The organism is Streptomyces yamdrokensis, assembly GCF_053890455.1.
Genome location: NZ_CM132679.1, coordinates 188323 through 208759 on the forward strand (window position 1 = coordinate 188323; position 20437 = coordinate 208759).

Annotated in this window: 10 protein-coding genes; 8 read left to right on the forward strand and 2 right to left on the reverse strand. The window is 73.2% G+C overall.

Features of this window, described 5'->3' with window-relative positions; all coding sequences use genetic code 11:
* Positions 1–3: 3 nt before the first annotated feature.
* Together ACWZEH_RS00895 and ACWZEH_RS00900 are read right to left on the reverse strand one after the other, a co-directional pair.
* Positions 4–2808: an AAA family ATPase gene (locus ACWZEH_RS00895; RefSeq protein ID WP_456195028.1), complete on the reverse strand. Its 2805-nt coding sequence runs from the start codon at positions 2806–2808 to the stop codon at positions 4–6.
* Positions 2809–2891: 83 nt separating this feature from the next.
* Positions 2892–5786 carry an ATP-binding protein gene (locus tag ACWZEH_RS00900; RefSeq protein ID WP_456195029.1) on the reverse strand — a complete coding sequence of 965 codons (2895 nt, stop codon included), beginning with the start codon at positions 5784–5786 and terminating at the stop codon, positions 2892–2894.
* 329 nt (positions 5787–6115) lie between these two features.
* On the opposite strand from ACWZEH_RS00900, the gene ACWZEH_RS00905 reads away from it, so the two are divergent.
* The 8 genes from ACWZEH_RS00905 to ACWZEH_RS00940 all read left to right on the forward strand — a co-directional run bounded on the left by ACWZEH_RS00905 (position 6116) and on the right by ACWZEH_RS00940 (position 20418).
* On the forward strand, positions 6116–7492 hold the full coding sequence (locus ACWZEH_RS00905) for a glycosyltransferase (RefSeq protein ID WP_456195030.1): 1377 nt from the start codon (positions 6116–6118) through the stop codon (positions 7490–7492).
* Between the two features lie 58 nt (positions 7493–7550).
* Positions 7551–8609: a DegT/DnrJ/EryC1/StrS family aminotransferase gene (locus tag ACWZEH_RS00910; protein ID WP_456195031.1), complete on the forward strand. Its 1059-nt coding sequence runs from the start codon at positions 7551–7553 to the stop codon at positions 8607–8609.
* Positions 8610–8677: 68 nt separating this feature from the next.
* Positions 8678–9859 (forward strand): cytochrome P450, encoded by a 1182-nt coding sequence (locus ACWZEH_RS00915; protein WP_456195032.1) that lies wholly within the window; start codon positions 8678–8680, stop codon positions 9857–9859.
* 84 nt (positions 9860–9943) lie between these two features.
* Positions 9944–10138 carry a ferredoxin gene (locus ACWZEH_RS00920; RefSeq protein ID WP_456195033.1) on the forward strand — a complete coding sequence of 65 codons (195 nt, stop codon included), beginning with the start codon at positions 9944–9946 and terminating at the stop codon, positions 10136–10138.
* 157 nt (positions 10139–10295) lie between these two features.
* On the forward strand, positions 10296–11066 hold the full coding sequence (locus tag ACWZEH_RS00925) for a thioesterase II family protein (RefSeq protein WP_456195034.1): 771 nt from the start codon (positions 10296–10298) through the stop codon (positions 11064–11066).
* Positions 11067–11227: 161 nt separating this feature from the next.
* Positions 11228–13438 (forward strand): aminodeoxychorismate synthase component I, encoded by a 2211-nt coding sequence (gene pabB, locus ACWZEH_RS00930; protein WP_456195035.1) that lies wholly within the window; start codon positions 11228–11230, stop codon positions 13436–13438.
* Between the two features lie 226 nt (positions 13439–13664).
* On the forward strand, positions 13665–18962 hold the full coding sequence (locus tag ACWZEH_RS00935; protein ID WP_456195036.1) for a type I polyketide synthase: 5298 nt from the start codon (positions 13665–13667) through the stop codon (positions 18960–18962).
* Between the two features lie 451 nt (positions 18963–19413).
* Positions 19414–20418 carry an ATP-binding cassette domain-containing protein gene (locus ACWZEH_RS00940; protein WP_456195037.1) on the forward strand — a complete coding sequence of 335 codons (1005 nt, stop codon included), beginning with the start codon at positions 19414–19416 and terminating at the stop codon, positions 20416–20418.
* Positions 20419–20437: the final 19 nt, after the last annotated feature.

The window sequence follows — 20437 nt, forward strand, 5'->3', positions numbered from 1 at the left end:
TGGTCAGTCGTCCTCCGTGCCTTGGACCAGGATGCGCAGCCCGTCACGTCCTCGGACGCGCAGCTTGCGGTAGACACTGCTCAGGCGCAGTTCCACGGTGCGGGTGGCCACCGACAGTTCGGCGGCTATCTCCCGGTTGGCGAGACCTCGAGCGGCTAGCGCGGCGGCGGCCTGCTCCCCCGGCGAGAGGGTTCGCCATGCGGGCGGCAGTGCGCCGGTGCGGGTTCTCGTGGGCCGGGGCGACGGCGGGGGTGGCGGCACCACGACGCCGTGGGCACCGGTGGCTCGCGTGCCGACGTCGGCCGTGTGACCGGTCCGTGAGGCGACGTCCCTCGCACGGCCGGGTTCGCCACTCCCGACGGAGGACAGTGCCACGGTCGCGTACGGGTAGGCGGCCGGGCCCGGAGAGGGGCCGGAAGTGCCGACAGCCGACCGGAGCGGCCGGACGCGGTCCTCATCACTGATCACGGCGAGGCAGAGCCGGGCCGCGCCGATGGAGTCCGGCGCGCCCCAGCGCTCGGCGAGTTCGAGTTCCTCCCGCGCCAGTCTCCGGGCCTGTGCCGCGTCACCGAGGGCGTGGGCGGCCTCGGCTGCCCGGGAGCGCCAGGGGAGTACGGCCGGGTTGGTGCAGCCGTACTGCAGGAGCCAGCGCCCGCAGGCCCAAAAGAGGGCACGGGCCCGGTGGGGGTCGCCGTCGGCGTTGGCCAGCAGGCCACGGGCGAACAGCAACTGGGCACCGTTCAGGGACTCTTCGGCGGGGGGCGGCACGGGGTGGTCGGCGGTGGCACGCGCCCGGTCCAGTCGGCCGTTGGCCAGGTCGGTGACGACGCCGAGCGCCGTCCAGTACGGGTAGGACAGCGGATGCCTGCTGTCCGGTGGCAGTTCGAGATCGGCTGCGGTCAGGTCGCGGGCGGCGAAATCGGGCCGGCCGTGACGCAGGTGCAGTTCGGCGCGGAGGGCGAGCACCCCGCCGACTGCCACGGAGTTGCGTTCGCGGTGGGCCTCGGCCAGAAGGGCGCACAGGTGGGTCTCGGCCTCCTCCCCGTCCTCGGTGAGCAGGAGCGTGCGGCAGGCCAGCAGCCGGGGCACGGTGAGCGGGGGCCGGCCGGAGGGATCGGGGATCAGGGCGGCACGGGCCAGCCCGCGGGCCTCCTCGCGATCGTCTCCCCGCACGGCGGCCTCCCATGCGTGCACGCCGTTCACGGCGGGGTTCCGTGAAGCACGGGGCAGTTCCGGCACGGGCGGGACGGCGATCTCGGCGGGCGTCCGGTGGAGCGGTTGCACCACCCGGAACAGGGCCGTCAGCTCCTCGTGGTGTGCCGCGGCCGTCTCCGCCGCCCGGAGGTCGGCGGTCGGTACCCCCCGCCTGTCGCCGGACCTGCTGTCGGCGAGGGCACCGGCGAGGGCGCGCCGGGCGGTGTCCGTGTCACCACTGAGGAGGAACAGGTCGCCGGCGCGGGGCCGGAAGGCGACAGCCGTCTCTCCGGGCTCACGGAGGATGCCCACGATGCGGCGCCCGGCTGCGACGGGCGCGATCACCAGCTCCGTGCCGGCCAGTTGGAGCAGGACACCGAGGCGGTCCTGCGTGGACAGCGGTTCGTCCAGGACGCGGGAGAGATAGGCGGCGGCACGGTCGCGGCGGCCGGCGCGAAGAGCGGCGGCGGCGGCACGGCGCAGCGTGTCCGCCGCCCACGGAGCGCCGACCGGGCGGGCCGGCAGCAGCAGATCGCCGATGCCCTGGTCGTCGGCGGCCGCCCGGTGGGCCAGCTCGGCGGCACGTGCGTGCAGGTCCGCGCGCTCGGCGGCGGACATCTCCTCGATGATCCGGGCCCGCACGACCGGACCGCGCACCCGGAACCGTCCGTCGCGCACGACGACGAGCCCGCTGTCCAGCAGGGCGGCACGCAGGCGGTCCTCGGACACGGCGCCCGGTCCTGACAGAGCCAGTACCAGTGGGAAGTCGAGGAGTTCGTCACAGACCGCGAGGGCCCGCAGGACGCCGAGGGCGACGGGGTCGCGCAGACCGCCGAGCGCCGAAGCGGCGTGCTCGCCGATCACGTCGGCCGCGATGGTACGGACATGGTCCACGTGGCCGGCGTCCGGCGTGTGCCCCGCTCGGGTGAAGCGGTGCAGGGTGTCGCGTACGGCGGCGGGGTTGCCTCCGGTCGCGTCGGCGAGGGCATCGAGGAAGGAGCGGTCGCCGAGGGTGCCGCAGACGGTCCGCACGGCGCTGCCCGTCCCGGCGCGGGTGAGACCCGGCAGGGGCAGTTCGACGGTGGTGGCCGAGCCGGTGAGGGGGCTGCCCGCGCACCAGTCGAGGCCGATGTCCGCCGTGCGGATGCTGCTGGTGATCAAGGCCAGCGGCGCGCGGGGCAACCGGCGTACCAGAGCCTCCAGCCAGCGCAGCGAGTCGGGGTCGAGCCGGTGGACGTCCTCCACCGTCAGGAGGATGGGCCGGTCACGGGCCACGGTCAGCAGGCGGGTGAGTTCCGGGAACCGTCCGGGCCGGCCCTGATCGAGGAAGAGGTGGGGCAGGTGGTCGGCGAAGCTCTCGTGGCCCGCCAGAAGTTGGCTGACCGCACCGTAGCGCAGTTCCTGTTCGGCGGGGGTCGCGCGAGCGGTGAGGACACGAAGCCCCCGCTCGGCGGCGTGCTGGGCCGCCCATCTCAGCAGTTCGTTCTGTCCCGCGCCGGGTTCACCCGTCACCGTGACCACGGCCGGCCGGCCGGCCCGCAGTTCCCCGGTCACGGCGGACAGCACGGCCTGCTCGCGGTCACGCTCCAGGAAAGGGAGTTCGGCGAGCGGCACGGCGTGATCGTACGGACGCCGGCGCGCTTCCCGGCGAACCTGCGGGACAACGTTTTCCTGGTGGCCTTGTACCCGCATGGCTCTCACCGGGCCGCACCGGACCGGGATCCGGGAGCGGCCGGAGTCTCCTCGCGCAGGATGCCCGCGAGATCGGCGCGGCGGGTGATCCCGAGCTTGCGGTAGATGCTCGTGAGGTGGAGCTCCACGGTGCGTACCGTCACGAACAGGGACTCCGCGGCCTCCCGGTTGCTCACTCCCGAGGCGACCAGCGTGGCCACCGTGCGTTCCGTGCCGGTCAGCATGTCCAGTGGTGAGACCGTGATCTCCCGCATCCTTCCGCCCGCCCCGACCAGTTCCTCACGGGCCCACCGGGCGAGGGCCACGCAGCCGCAGCGGTGGGCGGTCGCGACCGCTTCCCGCAGGTGTTCACGTGCCTCACGCGGCGCACCCGCGGCCAGCAGTGCCCGTCCCAGCAGCAGCAGCGCGCGGGCGTGGTCGGCGCGGGCCGGTGACGTCGCCAGCCGGCGGACCCCCTCCCGCAGCTGAGTGATTCCTTCCGGACCGGGTGTGGCGACTCCGCGGGCGAGGGCGGCGTAGCCCAGGGCGCGAGGGGTTCCCCAGCGTTCGGCCGGTCCGGCACCGTGGTCGGCCGCTTCCCGGGCCTCGTCGATGCGGCCGGCATCGGCCAGCAGACAGGCGGCGTCCAGCCACCAGGGAGCCAGGACCGGATTGGCGTGTCCCGCTTCGGCGAGGGAGTCTCCGCACGTGCGCAACAGACTCAGAGCGCTCTTTGAGTCACCGTGTGCCCACCGTGCCCGTGCCCGTGCCATGAGGTACCAGTGGTACTCCCACGCGAAGCGCTCGATGCGCGGGCGCTTGATGGTGTCGAGCACCGCTTCGGCCCTGGCCGGCTCACCACGCTCGGTGAGGGCAAGGGCACAGGCGGTCTGCGGCATGGTGGCGCCCTCGCCCCGGTCCTCGTCCTCGATCAGGTCGAGAGCCGTCTGGGCATCTGCCGCGGCCTGCGTGATGTCACCCCGGTCCAGATGGACGAAGGCACGGGTGGAGAGCGCGAGACCCCACGTCCAGGCCCCTGCGGTCCGCCGGCTGTCGCGCAGGACGGCGTCCAGCGCGTCCAGCGCCTCGTCGGTCTCGTCGGCCAGGGACAGCACGAGAGAGGCGGGGAGCAGGGACCAGACGCCGAGCGGTACGTCCGGGAAGCGCAGGGCACGCCGTGCCTGACGGACCGACCGGGCGGCGGAATGGCCGTCCATGGCGGTGAGCACGCTGAGCATGGCGAGTTGCTGACGCTGGGCGGGCGTGTCGCCCGGCGGTGGGGTCAGCCCGGCCGCAAGTTCACGCACCGCCGACAGGGTGCTCTTCTCGTCTGCCCCGACGATCAGCAGGACGGATTCGACCAGGGTGAGGAGTTCCTGGTCGGCGGGCTCGGCCCCGGGGCCGAGCCCGGCGCGAAGGTCGTCCAGGGCCTCGGTCAGCACGCGGACGCCCTCAGGTGACCTCTGGACGCTGAGGCAGGTCAGTCCGAGCTGGACCGCTGCCCTCGCCCGGGTGCGAACGTCGTCCGTGCGGGCCAGCGCCTCGTACAGCAGTGTCAGGGAGCGGGACGGATCCGTCTCGGACAGGATCTTGGCGAGCCGTATCCGGACCTCCGGCGCATCGGGCCGGGTCTTCATCACGCGCTCGAGGTAGCGTGCGGCAGCCTCGGGAGCCCCCCGTTGTTCCGCCTGCGCGGCGGCGTCGAGGAGGACGGAGGTCATCCACGGCTGGTCGGCCCGCGGCAGGAGCAGCAGTTGGCCGGCGATCTGCTCGGGGGACCGTCCGACGTCGCTGAGCAGTTGGGCGGCCCGGGTGCGCAGGCCGGCGAGGGCTGTGGAGCCGACCGTGGAGAGGATCGCCGCACGCACCATGTCGTGTGCCGGCTCGGTCCGGCCGGGCTGGACGAGCGCGGCCCGGCACAGGATCCGCACGGCCTCCTCGGCCTGCACGACGGACACACCGGCGAGAGCCGCAAGGTGTTCGGTCCGTTCCGGGCCGAGCACGGCGAGGGCGCGGGCCACCTCGCGCACGCGGTCGGGCTGGCCCTCCAGAACCTCGCGCACGGAGGAGGTGATGACCCGGCCCCCGATCTCGGTGATACACCGGGTGCCCGTGGCGTCGGGGACCACCCCGGCAGCGCGCAGCCTGTGCAGAAGCCGCTGGAGTTCAAGGGGGTTGCCACCGGTGACGGCAGTGAGCGTGTCGACGAAGGAGGGCTGCGGCAAAGCACCCGGGAAGGCGCGTCGGACAAGGGTCTCGACATCACGGGCCGGCAGTGCGGTCAGGGGCAGCGGCACGGGCCGGTGGTGGGCCACCAGGTCGGTCAGGGCGGGCCCGGCCGGGCCGGACTCGGTGCGCTGGGCGAGCACCACGAGCAGCGGCATTCCCTCGGCGCGGCGCAGCAGGAAGTCCAGCCAGCGCAGGGATCGTTCGTCGCACCGGTGGGCGTCGTCGAGGGCCAGCACCAGGGGGCGCTCCGCCATGAGGTTGGCGGCCAGCCGGTACAGGCCGTTCAGGACGGGAAAGGCGGCACCGGGCGCGGTGTCCGCGTCGACGGGGTCGGGGTCGGGGGCGAGGGCGGGCAGGGCGTGGCGGGCGCTCCCGCTGAGCGGGGACGACGCGCGGCGTCGGCGTGTGGTGAGGTTGAGCGGTCCGAACAGAGCGCGTACACCGCTGTAGCCACTTCCGGAGTCGTTCGCTCGGCAGGCTCCGTACAGCGCGGTCGCGCCGTCGCGGAGCCCGCCGTCGTCGAGGGCGGCCCGCAGCAGGGAGGTCTTGCCGATTCCCGCCGGCCCGTCGAGGAGGACCATGTGCGGCCGTCCGGCGCGGGCGGCGGCGGCCCCGGCGGCGAGTGTTTTCAGCTGGGTCTCGCGGCCGACCAGGGGGAGGGACGGGCCGATGGCCCGTTCCCGGTTCGTCACGTGGTCTCCCTTGCGTCGTACTGAGGCCAGGGCCGGCGCTTTGGTGAGCAGCCCTTGTCCCCGGCGCTGCGGGGCGCTCGGCGCGCCCCACCGTACAGGGAACGCCGGTCGCCTCGGGGTCCTGCGTCCGGCGTCCGTCCCGGCCTGCGACGGGAAGTCTAAGGATTTCCCGGTCCCGTCCGTGAGATCAAGGTGGGGTGCGGTCGGCGCCGCCCGACCAGGGCCCTGACCGACGGGCCGCACACGGACAACTCCGTCCTGCCTTCCCGCCGGTTCGTGCCCGTGCGGGCGGGCGGCGACCTCGGCAGTCATCTCGTGAAAGGGCCCTCATGGACTCCGCCGCACGGCCGATCCTCTTCGTCGGTCTCCCCGAGAGCGGCCTGCTCAACCCGTTGCTGGTGCTGGCCGGGGAACTTGCCCGGCGCGGTGTGCCCGACCTGTGGTTCGCCACCGACGAGCACCGCCGCGAGGACGTGGCCGCGCTGGCCGCCGATTCCCAGGTGTCGTTCGCCTCACTGGGCGAGGTGGTGTCCGAACTGTCGGCGGTGACCTGGGACGACACCGTCTACCGGGAGGTCACTCAGTCCTCCCGGTTCAAGGCGCACCGCGCCGTGGTCCGGCAGTCGTACAGGCCGGCGCTCCAGGCCCGCAAGTACCGCGCTCTGGAGAAGGTGGTCGAGCGGGTGCGGCCGTCCCTGATGGTGATCGACTGCGTGAGCGGCTTCGGCGTGGATCTGGCGCTCGCGCACCGGATCCCGTACGTGCTGTCCGTGCCCTTCGTCGCGAGCAATGTGCTGACCTCGCACAACCCCTTCGGCACGTCCTACACCCCGAAGAACTTCCCGGTCCCCAACTCCGGCCTTCCGCTGGAGATGACGACTCGGCAGAGGCTGGCGAACGCTCTGTTCAAGTGGCGCACGCTGGGCATGTTCCTGCACCCCGCGATGGGCAGGGTACTCAAGGAGGACGCCGCGATCCGCAAGGAGCTCGGCATAGCCCCGCCCAACGCCCTGACCCGGGTGGACGCGGCCGAGATGGTGCTGTGCTCCTCCATCGCGGAACTGGACTACCCCTTCGACGTGCCGGAGAAGGTCCGGCTGGTGGGCGCGCTGCTGCCACCGCTGCCGGAGTCACCGGCCGACGATGACGTGAGCGGCTGGCTGGACCGGCAGTCGTCCGTGGTCTACATGGGCTTCGGCACGATCACCCGCCTGACCCGCGAGGAGGTCGCCGCGCTGGTGGAGGTGGCACGCCGGATGTCGGACCGCCACCAGTTCCTGTGGAAGCTGCCGAAGGAGCAGCAGCATCTGCTGCCGCCGGCCGGCTCGCTGCCGGGGAATCTGCGGGTGGAGAGCTGGGTGCCGTCCCAACTGGACGTGCTGGCCCACCCGAAGGTGTCGGTGTTCTTCTCGCACGGCGGCGGCAACGCCTACCACGAGGGCGTCTACTTCGGTAAGCCGCAGGTCGTGCGGCCGCTGTGGGTGGACTGCTTCGACCAGGCGGTGCGCGGACGCGACTTCGGCATCAGCCTGACCCTGGACCGGCCGCAGACCGTCGACCCGGACGACGTCGTCGACAAGCTCACCCGGGTCGTCGAGGACTCGTCCTTCCGCGAGCGGGCAAAACGGCTGGGCGCGCTCCAGAGGGCGGCCGGCGGACGCAAGACGGCAGCCGACCTGATCCTGGGCCTGCTGCCCAAGCCATGACGCCGAACCGGCCCTTTCCCCCTTCCAGCCACCGCACGCACCGTCGCAGCGAGGACGCATGTCTTTCACCCACCCCGTCTCCCGGCCCGTTCTCGAGGGGCGCGAACTGGAGTACGTCACCGACGCCGTCACCGGCGGCTGGATCTCCTCGCAGGGCCCTTACGTGCGGCGCTTCGAGGAATCGTTCGCCCAGTGGAACGGCGTGGCGCACGGCGTCGCCTGCTCCTCCGGCACCGCGGCGCTGACCCTGGCGCTGCGCGCGCTGGGCATCGGTCCCGGCGACGAGGTGATCGTTCCGGAGTTCACCATGGTGGCCACCGCGTGGGCGGTGACGTACACAGGCGCGACCCCCGTCTTCGTGGACTGCGGGGACGACCTGAACATCGATGTCGCCCTGATCGAGGAGAAGATCACCCCGCGCACCAAGGCGCTGATGCCGGTCCACATCTACGGGCGCCGCTGCGACATGGAAGCGGTGATGGACCTCGCGCACCAGTACAACCTGCGGGTGGTCGAGGACTCGGCGGAGGCGCACGGGGTGCGGCCGGTCGGGGACATCGCGTGCTTCTCGCTCTTCGCCAACAAGATCATCACCGCGGGCGAGGGCGGGATCTGCCTCACCGACGACCCGCGGCTGGCCGAGCAGCTCGCGCACCTGCGGGCCATGGCGTTCACCCGCGACCACAGCTTCCTGCACAAGAAGCTCGCCTACAACTTCCGTATGACGGCCATGCAGGCGGCCGTCGCCCTGGCCCAGGTGGAACGGCTGGACGAGATCCTGGCCGCCCGCCGAGAGATCGAGGCCCGCTACGACGCGGGGCTCAAGGACATCCCCGGCATCACCCTGATGCCGTCACGGGACGTGCTGTGGATGTACGACCTGCGTGCCGAGCGGCGCGAGGAACTCCGGGCACACCTGGCCCGACGGGGCATCGAGACCCGGCTGTTCTTCAAACCCATGAGCAGGCAGCCCGGTTACCTCGACCCGGTGTGGCCGTCCCTGAACGCGCACCGCTTCAGCGAGGACGGCCTGTACCTGCCCACCCACACGGGACTGACCGCCGCCGACCAGGAGTACGTGACCGGTGCCGTCCGGGAGTTCTGCTCCGCGGGCTGACCGCCGGGACGCGCCGCGGCATCGCGCAAAACCCCTGGAAACCTCAGAAAGAGGAAGAAGGAACGGACATGACGACCAGCACCGACCCCACGGTGGTCGGTTTCCCCCGGCGCACACCGGAGGAACCGCTGCCCCTGTCCCAGTACGCGAGCCACCGCGAGCAGAATGGTCTGGTGCTGTCCCACCTGCCGAACGGGGTGCCGATCTGGCTGGTGACCCGGCACGAGGACGTGCGCTCGGTGCTCACCCACCCGAAGATCAGCGCCAACCCGGACAACGAGGGCTTCCCCAACGTCGGTGAGACGATGGGCGTGCCCAAGCAGGACCAGATCCCGGGTTGGTTCGTCGGCCTGGACTCCCCCGAACACGACCGGTTCCGCAAGGTTCTCATCCCCGAGTTCACCGTGCGGCGCGTGCGCGAGCTGCGTCCGGCGATCGAACGCACCGTGGACGAGCGCATCGACGCGATGCTCGCCGCGGGTGACCAGGCCGACCTCATCAGCGACTTCGCGCTGCCGGTGCCGTCCCTGGTGATCTCCTCGCTCCTGGGGGTGCCGCCGGCGGACCGGGACTTCTTCGAGTCCCGGACCCGCACCCTGGTCGCCATCCGGACCTCGACCGACGAGGAGCGGGCCACGGCCACCCGGGAACTGCTGCGCTACATCAACCGGTTGATCGCCATCAAGGAGAAGTGGCCCGGCGACGACCTGATCAGCCGGCTGCTGGCCACCGGGCAGCTCACCAGCGTCGAACTGTCCGGCGTGCTGCTGCTCCTGCTGATCGCGGGCCACGAGACCACCGCGAACAACATCGGCCTCGGTGTGGTCACCCTGCTCGCCAACCCGCAGTGGATCGGCAACGAACGGCTGGTGGAGGAACTTCTGCGGCTGCACTCGGTGGCCGACATGGTGGCGCTGCGGGTCGCCGTCGACGACGTGGAGATCGCCGGGCAGCTCATCCGCAAGGGCGAGGGCATCGTTCCACTGCTCGCCGCCGCCAACCACGACACCGAGGTGTTCGGCTGCCCGCACGCCTTCAACCCGGACCGCGCCGAGCGGCGGCACGTGGCGTTCGGTTACGGGGTCCACCAGTGCCTCGGGCAGAACCTGGTCCGGGTCGAGATGGAGATCGCCTACCGCAAGCTGTTCGAACGCGTCCCGACACTGGAGCTGGCCGTCCCGCTGGAGGAACTGGCTTTCAAGTACGACGGAATCCTGTTCGGACTGCACGAGCTGCCGGTGCGCTGGTAGGCCACCGGCACCCGGGTGCCGCCGGACGGTCCCGGCGGCGCCCGGCCCCCTGCCGATCCAGTACCCCCCCAAGGAGCAACGAGCATGCGCGTCACCGTCGACAACGAGCGGTGCGTCGGAGCGGGCCAGTGCGCGCTGAACGCGCCGGATGTCTTCGACCAGGACGAGGACGGGATCGTCACCCTGCTGGTGAAGGAGCCCGGGGAGACGGACGCGGACGGGGTCCGTGCCGCGGGTGATCTGTGCCCGTCCGGCTCGATCACCGTCCATGAGGACTGACCGCTCCGGGGCGTGCGGCGCGCGTGCCCCGGTGGCGGACAGGAGCGCAGCGGGTCGCGGTGGGCCGCGACCGCGGGTGCGCCCGCCCCGGACCTCCGCGAACCCGCCCGGCCGGCGGAGCACCGTCGGCCGCAGTACCACTGAAGGGACTCACACCGTGACCACCGCTGACGACACCGGGGCCCTGTGGCTGCGGCGCTACCACCCGGCCGACGCCGACGCGGTACGGCTGGTCTGCTTCCCGCACGCGGGCGGTTCGGCCAGCTTCTACCACCCGGTCTCGGCTCGGTTCACCCCGGCCGCCGAGGTCCTGTCACTGCAGTACCCCGGGCGCCAGGACCGGCGCAGGGAACCCTGCGTCGAGGATCTCGGGCGGCTGGCCGATCTGGTCACCGAGCAGCTGCTGGCGCTGGACGAACGGCCCAGCGTGTTCTTCGGACACAGCATGGGCGCGGCCCTGGCGTTCGAGACGGCGTGGCGGCTGGAGCAGAAGGGTGCCGGACCGCGCACCGTCATCGCATCCGGCCGGCGGGCCCCGTCGACCACGCGTTCCGAGGAGGTGCATCTGCGGGACGACGACGGGATCGTCGCCGAGATGAAGCGTCTCAACGGCACCGCGGCGGGCGTCCTCGGCGACGAGGAGATCCTGCGCATGGCACTGCCCGCGCTGCGCGGCGACTACCGCGCCATCGAGACGTACTCCTGCCCGCCGGACCGGAAGGTGCGATGCGCCGTCACCGTGTTCACCGGCGACGGCGACCCGCTCACCACGGTCGAGGAGGCGGAACGCTGGCAGGACCACACCGAAGGCCCGTTCCGGCTGCGGGTGTTCACCGGCGGCCATTTCTTCCTCACCCAGCATTTGACGGCGGTCAACGGCGAGATCGCCGACGCCCTCGACCTGGCACGCACGGCCTCGGCGTCCTGACGTCCGCCCGGGTGGTACCGCCCCCGCGGCGCCACCCGGGCAGGCGCAGGAGTCGTGGTCGACGCACCACCGGAGAGCCCGCACACGGCCGGACCGTCACCCGTGTCCGTCACGTTCCACGTCACTTTCCGCTCACGCGCCTCCTGGACAAGGAAACGCTCATGCGCACATTGCTCGTAGACAACTACGACTCGTTCACCTACAACCTCTTCCACTACCTCTCCCGGGTCAACGGGCGGGAGCCCGAGGTGATCCGCAACGACGACCCGGGGTGGCGGCCGGGCCTCCTCGAGGAATTCGACAACGTGGTGCTGTCCCCGGGACCGGGGACACCGCACCGGCCCGCCGACTTCGGGCTGTGCGCGAGCATCGCCGAGGAGGGCCGGCTGCCCGTGCTGGGGGTGTGTCTGGGCCACCAGGGCATGGCCCTGGCCCACGGCGCCTCGGTGGGCCGCGCGCCCGAGCCGCGGCACGGCCGGACCTCCGCCGTACGGCACGACGGCACCGGACTGTTCGAAGGGCTGCCGCAGCCGCTGGAGGTGGTCCGCTACCACTCCCTCGCCGTGACGGACCTGCCGCCGGAGCTCGAGGCCACGGCATGGTCGCCGGAGGGTGTGCTGATGGCCCTGCGCCACCGGACGCTGCCGCTGTGGGGCGTTCAGTTCCATCCGGAGTCCATCGGCACCCAGGACGGCCACCGGCTGCTGGAGAACTTCCGGCGGCTGACCGAACGGCGCTCCCGCTCCCGCCCCGGCGGGGCCGGGCCCGCCGTCACGAAGGGCATTCCGGAGCAGCGGCGGTCCCCGGACTCCACGGGTGCGGCCGGGCGTACGGACGCGGGTGGCGGGCAGGCCGCGGTGACGGCCGGGGCCGGTGACCGGATTGCGGGCGGTGGTCCGCCCCGACGGCTGCGGGTGCTCGTCGAGCGGCTGCGCACCCGCTGGGACGCGGAGGTCGCCTTCGACTGGCTGTTCCGCACCGGTGACCACCCGTTCTGGCTGGACAGCAGCCGCCCGGGCGGACGCCTCGGACAGCTGTCCGTGATGGGTGACGCCTCGGGGCCGCTGGCCCGCGTCGCCACGGCGGATGTGCAGGCCGGCACCGTGACCGTCACCGAGGACGGCACCACGCGCGTCGAGAGATCGGCCTTCCTCTCCTGGCTGGAGCGGGACCTCGCGGGGCTGAGCACCGACGTGCCCGAGCTTCCCTTCGACTTCGCCCTCGGCTGGGTGGGCTGCCTGGGCTACGAGCTGAAGGCCGAGTGCGACGGGGAGGCGGCGCACCGCTCACCCGACCCGGACGCCGTCCTCGTCTTCGCCGACCGTGCCCTGGTGCTCGACCACCGTACCGACACGACCTATCTGCTGGCCCTGGCCGAGGACGACGACGAGGAGGCCGCGCGGGCCTGGCTCGATTCGGCCGCCGGGGCTTTGGAGACGGTCGCGGGCTGGGAGCCGGAGGCCTGCGAGGCGCCCGCGGCCGGCGGCACCGGGCCGGTGGTGCTGCGTCACGACCGCGACGCGTATCTGAAGCTGATCGACGCTTGCCAGCAGGAGATCGCGGCCGGGGAGACGTACGAGGTGTGCCTCACCAACATGGCCGAGGCGGACACCGACCTGGACCCGTGGCAGGCGTACCGCTGTCTGCGCCGGATGAGCCGGGCGCCGTTCGCCGCGTTCCTGCACTTCGGGACGGTGGCCGTGCTCAGCACCTCGCCGGAGCGGTTCCTGCGCATCGACCGGCACGGCGTGATGGAGTCCAAGCCCATCAAGGGCACCCGGCCGCGCGGTGACACCCCGGAGGAGGACGCGCGGCTCGCCGAGGACCTGGTGGCCTGCGAGAAGGACCGCGCCGAGAACCTGATGATCGTCGACCTGGTCCGGCACGATCTCGGCCGGTGCGCGGAGGTCGGCTCGGTGGTCGCGGACCCGGTGTTCCAGGTGGAGACGTACGCGACGGTGCACCAGCTGGTGAGCACGGTGCGCGCGCGGCTGCGCCCGCGGATCAGCCCGGTGGCCGCCGTGCGCGCCGCGTTCCCCGGCGGTTCCATGACCGGGGCCCCCAAGATCCGCACCATGCAGATCATCGACCGGCTGGAGGGCGGACCGCGCGGAGTGTACTCGGGGGCCATCGGTTACTTCTCACTGACCGGCGCGGTGGATCTGAGCATCGTCATCCGCACGGTGGTGCTCAGCGGGAACCGGCTGCGCTACGGCGTCGGCGGCGCCGTCATCGCGCTCTCGGACCCCGAGGCGGAGTTCGAGGAGACGGCGGTGAAGGCGGCGCCGCTGCTGCGGCTGCTCGGCACCGGGTTCCCGGGGCGGCTGGACCTCGCGGGCGACAAAGCTCTGCCGCAGGAAGACGGCCGGTAGGTCCCTGCCCCGCTCCGGTTGACCGGCGGAGGCTGCCGGGCGGGGCCGTCCGTGTCACCAGGGGAGCGTACAGCGGTCCCCCGGCGGTCCCGCCGTCTGTTCCCCTCCTGCGGGCGCGCCACACCTCCGCGCCCGGGTGGCGGCCCATGTCTAGGGAAAACCCGGAGTGTTGGGCAACAGCCTGGGAGGGTTCCCCCTTCGCGGAAACGCCAGACCCCCGGGAGTGATGGTGCCCGTCCACGCCGACGACTACGTGATCCAGCCGCCCGGTGCCGCCGACGGCGGGCTCGACGGTCTCACGCTGCCCGACGTGTTCGCCGCGGCCGTACGGGGAGGAGGCGACGCCGTGGCGCTGGTGGACGGCGAACGCACTCGTACGTGGCAGGAGTGGCGGGCCGAGGTGGACGCGCTGGCCCGCGGTCTCCAGGAGACCGGTGTCGCGCCCGGCGACGTGGTCGCCCTGCATCTGCCCAACTGCTGGGAGTACGCCACGCTGCACCTGGCGGCGGCCGCGGTGGGGGCCGTCACCCTTCCCGTCCACCAGGGCAACGCCCCCGCCGACGTACGGGCCCTGCTGGAGCGGGTCGGCCCGGCGGCGCTCGTGCTGCCGCCCGGCACCCAGGAAGCCGACGGCCCGCTGGCCTCGGCGGTCCTGCGGGAGGCACTGCCGTCGTTGCGCGCCGTCCTGGTCACCGGCCACGACGCGGCGGACGGCACGGAGACGGTCGAGGGCCTGCTGGCCCGCTGGGCGGCTGAGCGGCCCCGACCGGTGGAGGTACGGCCCGACGCGCCGTTCCTGCTGTTCCCCTCCTCGGGCACCACCTCCGCGCGGCCCAAGATCTGTCTGCACACGCACGACTCACTGCTCACCAACTCCCGTGCCGCGACCGAGGACAGCGCCGGCCCTTACGGCGGTACCCTGATCACGGCCTGCCCCCTGACCCACTGCTTCGGACTGCAGTCGATGTACTCGGCGCTGTTCCGCTCCGGCCGCCAGGTGCTGCTGCGTGCGTGGGACGTGGACCGTTTCCTGGAGCTGGCGCGCTCGCAGCATCCGAGCGTGGTGGTCGCCGTACCGGCGCAACTGCACGACGTGGTGTCACGGGCTCGGGAGTCGAAGGAGGGGGCCGGTTTCCGTCCGGAGCGCGTACTGACCGCGGGCGCCGCCGTGCCCGCCGCGCTGGTGCGCGAGGTGCGGGAGACCCTGGACACCTCCCTGGTCGTGGTGTGGGGCATGTCGGAGGCCGGGAACGGCACCAGCAGTCTGGCCGGGGACCCGCCGGAAGTGGCCGCGCACAGCGTGGGGCGACCGGTCCGGGGCGCGCAGATGCGCATCCTCGATGACGACGGCAGGCCGTGCGCCCCCGGCGAGTCCGGGGAGCTGTACTACCGCAGCCCCAGCATGTTCCGCGGCTACTACGGAGAGCCGGAGCTGACCCGGTCGGTGGTGTCCGAGGACGGCTGGCTGCGTACCGGTGACCTCGCCTCGGTCGGCGAGGACGGTCTCGTGGTGTTCCACGGACGCTCCGCCGAACTGATCAACGTCGGCGGCCGCAAGTTCAACGCGGTGGAGATCCAGGGGCTGCTGGCGGACCTGCCGGGACTCGGTCCGCTGGCGGTGGTCGCCGTACCGGACCCCCGGCTCGGAGAGTACCCCTGCCTGGTGGTGACCGCGCCCCCGGCCGGCCCGCGGGCCGGAGAGGGGGCAGGGGACGTGCCGACCGGTCCGGTCGTTCTCGGTGAGGTGACGGCGTTCCTGCGGGAGCGCGGCGTCGCCGAGTACAAGATCCCGCTGGACATCGTCACGCTGCCGGCGCTTCCGCGCACGCCGGCCGGGAAGATCAACCGGCGGGCACTGGAGCAGATCCTGGCCGACGCCGCCGCGCGCCCCGAGCCGGTTCCCTCGGACGCGCCCCGCCCCGATCCGCGCGCGGCCCTGGACCTGGTGGTGGCCACGGTCGCCGAAGTACTCGGCGTGGTGGGCACGGACAGTACGCGGCCCATCGGACCTGACGTCACATTCCGTGCGCACGGCCTCGATTCGGTGGCTTCGGTGCGGCTGCGCAACGCCCTCGCCGCCGCCACCGGGCTTCCGCTGCCCGCCGCGGTTGCCTTCGACTTCCCGACTCCGGCCGCTCTCGCCCGGGAACTGGCCGGGCTGAACCGACAGGACGAGGAGCCGCCGCCCGGCCCGGTGTCCGGCGACGAGCCCGTGGCGATCGTCGCCATGGCCTGTCGGCTGCCCGGGGACGTCGCCTCCCCGGAGGCGCTGTGGGCGCTGCTGAGCGACGGTGCCGACGCCGTGTCCGGGTTCCCCGGCGACCGCGGCTGGAACCTGGACGCCCTCTTCGGCGACGACCCCGAGCAGCCGGGCACCTCCTACGTCCGCGAGGGCGGGTTCCTGCGCGACGCGGCCCACTTCGACGCCGGGTTCTTCGGCATGTCGGCACGGGAGGCACTGGCCACCGACCCGCAACAGCGCCTGCTGCTGGAGATCGCCTGGGAGGCGGTGGAACGGGCCCGGATCGATCCGCTGACGCTGCGCGGCAGCCGTACCGGGGTGTTCACCGGTGCCATGTACCACGACTACGCGACGGGCGTGTGCGACCCGTCCGGTGAACTGGAGGGGCTTCTCCCGGTGGGTACCTCCGCCGGTGCTCTGTCCGGGCGTATCTCCTACACCCTGGGCCTCGAGGGCCCCGCCCTGACGGTGGACACGGCCTGTTCCTCGTCACTGGTGGCGCTGCATCTGGCGTGCCGGTCGCTGCGGTCGGGGGAGTCGGAACTGGCGCTCGCCGGAGGTGTGGCGGTGATGGCGACACCCGCGCCGTTCGTGGGCTTCTCCCGGCTGCGGGGTCTTTCCCCGGACGGCCGTTGCAAGTCCTTCGGCGAGGGGGCCGACGGGGCCGCCTGGTCGGAGGGCGCCGGTCTGCTGCTGCTGGAGCGGCTGTCCGACGCCCGGCGCCACGGCCATCCCGTGCTCGCGGTGATCCGCGGGTCGGCGGTCAACCAGGACGGTGCCTCCAACGGCCTGACCGCGCCCAACGGTCCCGCGCAGCGCCGGGTCGTCCGCGGGGCGCTGGCCGACGCGGGACTCACGGCGGCGGACGTGGACGTGGTGGAGGCGCACGGCACCGGCACCTCGCTGGGCGATCCGATCGAGGCGCAGGCGCTGCTCGACACCTATGGACGGGAGCGCCCCGAGGGGCGCCCGCTGTGGCTGGGCTCGGTCAAGTCGAACCTGGGTCACACCCAGGCGGCGGCCGGTGTGGCCGGGGTGATGAAGATGGTGCTCGCGCTGGAACACGGTGTGCTGCCGCGCACCCTGCACGCGGACACCCCCACGTCCCGGGTGGACTGGTCGTCCGGCACCGTGCGGCTGCTGACCGAGGCACACGACTGGCCGGCCGGGGACGGCGGGCCCCGCCGGGCGGCCGTGTCGTCGTTCGGTATCAGCGGCACCAACGCCCATCTGGTCCTGGAGGAGGCCCCGGCCGTGGCCGAGGAGACCCAAGGAGCAGGGGACGTCGAGCGGGCAGGGGACGTCGAGCAGGCCCGGGAGACCGCCTCGGAGTCCGGTGAGGTCTGTGTGCCGTGGCTGGTGTCGGCCCGGGACACTGCGGCTCTGCGGGGGCAGGCACGGCGACTGGCCGCGTACGCCGAGGCACACCCGCGGACGTCGGCCCGCGACATCGCGTACTCCCTGCTCACCACCCGTTCCCTGCACGACCGTACGGCGGTGCTCACCGGTGCCGACCGGGCCGCGCTCACGGCGGCGGCTGCCGGGTTCGCCCGCGGTGACGTCACCGGGGCGGTGGGCCGGGGCACGGGCGGCGGCCTGGTGGAGCCCGCGTTCGTCTTCACGGGGCAGGGCAGTCAGCGCCTCGGCATGGGCCGCGGGCTCGCTGCCGCCTTCCCGGTGTTCGACGCCGCGCTGCGCGAGGTGTGCGCGGTGCTCGATCCCCTGCTGGAGCGGCCGTTGACCTCGGTGATGTGGGCCGGGCCGGACAGCGGGGAGGCCGGGCTGCTGCACGGCACCGGCTACGCGCAGCCCGCTCTGTTCGCCTTCCAGGTGGCCCTGTCCCGGCTGCTGGCCTCCTGGGGGGTGGTGCCCGCCCGGCTGGTGGGGCACTCGGTGGGTGAGATCGCCGCCGCGCATGTGGCGGGCGTGCTGAGCCTGCCCGACGCCTGTGTCCTGGTCGCCGCGCGGAGTCGGCTGATGCAGTCGCTGCCGCCGGGCGGGACGATGATCGCCGTCCGCTGTTCCGAGGGCGAGGTACTGCCGTGGCTCGAGGGACGTTCGGAGGAGATCGCCGTCGCCGCGGTGAACGGCCCGCGATCCGTGGTGCTGTCCGGGGCCGAGGCCCCGCTGACCGAACTGGCCGGGGAACTCACCGCGGCCGGGTACAAGACGCGCCGGCTGGTGGTGAGCCACGCCTTCCACTCGCCGCTGATGGACCCGGTGCTCCCCGAGTTCCGGGAGACCGTGGCCTCACTGTCCCCCGCCGGGCCCGACGTGCCGCTGGTCTCCGGGGTCACCGGCCGCCCGCTCACCGCCGAGGAGGCCCGCGATCCCGGCCACTGGGTGCGGCACGCCCGGGAGCCGGTGCGTTTCGCGGACGCGGTCGGATGCCTCGCCGACGCGCGCACCACCGTCTACGTCGAACTCGGCCCGGAGGCAGCCCTCACCCCGATGGTCGACGAATGCCTCGAGGAGCGGCTCGGACACCGGGAGCCGGGTACCGGGCCGGTGGTGGAACCGCTGCTGCGGAGCGGGGAGCACGAGGAACGGGCCGTACTCGCCGCCGCCGTACGGCTGCACGCGCACGGGCTGCCCGTCGACTGGCCGGTGGTGCTGCCGGGAGCCCGGGCGGTACCGCTGCCCACGTACGCCTTCCAGCACGAGTCGTACTGGCTGGCCTCGGTGGCCGCCGACGCGGTGGCCGTGGCGAGCCCGGAGACGGTGGGGGCGGCGGACACGGCACCGGACGAACGGCTGGCGGGGCTGGCGGGACTGACGGAGGCGGAACGCGAGGCATTCGTGACGGATCTGGTGCGCGGCGAGCTGGCGGCCGTGGTCGGTGGGGAACTGCCACCGGGCGCGGGCCCCGAGCTGGCCTTCACCGAACTGGGGGTCACCTCCGTCACCGCCGTCGAACTGCGCAACCGGCTCACCGCCGTCACCGGGGTCCGGCTGCCGCCGACCCTGGTCTTCGACCATCCCTCCCCCGCTGCGGTGGCCCGGCTGGTGTGCGCCACGCTCCAGCGGTCCGGGCCGCCCCGCTTCCGGGACGCGGGCGCCCTGGTCGACGAGCTGGAGGCGCTGCTCACGTCGGGCGTCGGGCTCGACCCGGGGACGGCGGCTCGGCTGAAGGCACTCGCCACGCGCCGGGCCGCGGCCCCGGCCGGCGGCACGCAGCCGGCCGGCGGCACGCTGGACCTGGAGGGTGCGACGGACGAGGAGTTGTTCCGCCTCATGGACGGGACGTCCGGTACGGGCACCCCGGACGGCGGGGTCCTGTGACGGGCCGCCCGGACGGGAGCCGTACCGGCGTGCCGTGTGCGCCGGCCTGCTCGGACCACCTCAACGGGGCACCGGGCGCGGTGACCGCTCCCGGCCGGAGCACTGTTCCGCGGCCTTCGGCGGGCCGGACGAAGGAACCGGGGCTGCTGCCCGCCCGTCTCCGCCACGACCGGGGTCCGGGGCACGACCGGGGTCCAGCACACGAACACGGCGACGGCGCGGTGCGGCCCACCGGGGCGGGACCGTCGCCGGGCACGGTCCCACCGGACGGGCCGGGCAGTCCCGCGGGCTCGACCCAGCGCTGTCGGCCGAGTGCCACCGCCGTCGGTCATGGCGCACCGGCCGGTGAACGGCCCCGGTCCGCGGACCGCCGCTCCGACGGGCGGCACCTCCGGGCCGGCCGGTGGCCGGCCCTCCACCCTGCGCACAACGACCATCGGGAGATCACCTCATGAGCGGGCTCGCCATGCCCCCCGTCACCCGGGCCGGTTCCGGTTCCGGTTCCGGTTCCGGCGATCTGATGATCGAGGCGGAGGCCGTCAGCAAATCGTTCGGCACGGTTCACGCCCTGGACTCGGTCAGTGTCAGCGCCCGCCGGGGCACGGTCCTGGCCCTCCTCGGCCACAACGGAGCCGGCAAGACCACTCTGGTCAACATTCTGACCACCGCCCTGCCGCTCTCCTCCGGACGGGCCTCGGTCGCCGGCTTCGACGTGAGGCGGGACTCCTTCGAGATCCGCCGCCGCATCGGTCTCACCGGGCAGTTCGCGTCCGTGGACGGCCAGCTCAGCGGGCGGGACAACCTCGTCCTGATCGCCCGGCTGCTCGGTGCGGGACGCCGGGCCGCCCACTCCCGGGCCGGAGAACTGCTGGAGCTGTTCGACCTGTCCGCGGTCGCCGACCGGCGTGCGAGCGGCTACTCCGGCGGTCTGCGTCGCCGGCTCGACCTGGCGGTGTCCCTGGTCGGCGGGCCTCAGGTGATCTTCCTCGACGAACCCACCACCGGCCTGGACCCCTCGAGCCGCCTGAAGTTGTGGGAGATCGTCGAGGGCCTGGTCGAGCAGGGGGCCACGGTCCTGCTGACCACGCAGTATCTGGAGGAGGCCGACCGTCTCGCCGACACGATCGCGGTGCTCTCCGCCGGCCGGGTCGTCGCCGCCGGCACCGCCGAGGAACTCAAGGCCACCGTCGGCCGCCGCACCGTGACCCTGACGCTGGACGGCGACGACACCGAGAGGGCGGGGGCCGCGCTGCGCGGCGCCGGGTTCGCCCCGGCCGGCGGCGAGGAGGGCACCCACGGCATCGTCGTCCCGATCGACGCCACCCGGCAGATCGCGGACGTCATCCGCGCGCTGGACCACGCGGGCGTAGAGGCCGCCGAGCTGACGTTCGGCGAACCCACCCTCGACGACGTGTATCTGACCCTCGCCGAACAGCACGCCCGGACCCCGGCGTGACCGCTCCCCGACGCCCTCT

Bases quoted from the DNA above. Each gene is read 5' to 3' on its own strand.
- ACWZEH_RS00905 (WP_456195030.1), top strand. From the start codon at position 6,116: ATGGACTCCGCCGCACGGCCGATCCTCTTCGTCGGTCTCCCCGAGAGC.
- ACWZEH_RS00910 (WP_456195031.1), top strand. From the start codon at position 7,551: ATGTCTTTCACCCACCCCGTCTCCCGGCCCGTTCTCGAGGGGCGCGAA.
- ACWZEH_RS00915 (WP_456195032.1), top strand. From the start codon at position 8,678: ATGACGACCAGCACCGACCCCACGGTGGTCGGTTTCCCCCGGCGCACA.
- ACWZEH_RS00920 (WP_456195033.1), top strand. From the start codon at position 9,944: ATGCGCGTCACCGTCGACAACGAGCGGTGCGTCGGAGCGGGCCAGTGC.
- pabB (WP_456195035.1), top strand. From the start codon at position 11,228: ATGCGCACATTGCTCGTAGACAACTACGACTCGTTCACCTACAACCTC.
- ACWZEH_RS00935 (WP_456195036.1), top strand. From the start codon at position 13,665: ATGGTGCCCGTCCACGCCGACGACTACGTGATCCAGCCGCCCGGTGCC.
- ACWZEH_RS00940 (WP_456195037.1), top strand. From the start codon at position 19,414: ATGAGCGGGCTCGCCATGCCCCCCGTCACCCGGGCCGGTTCCGGTTCC.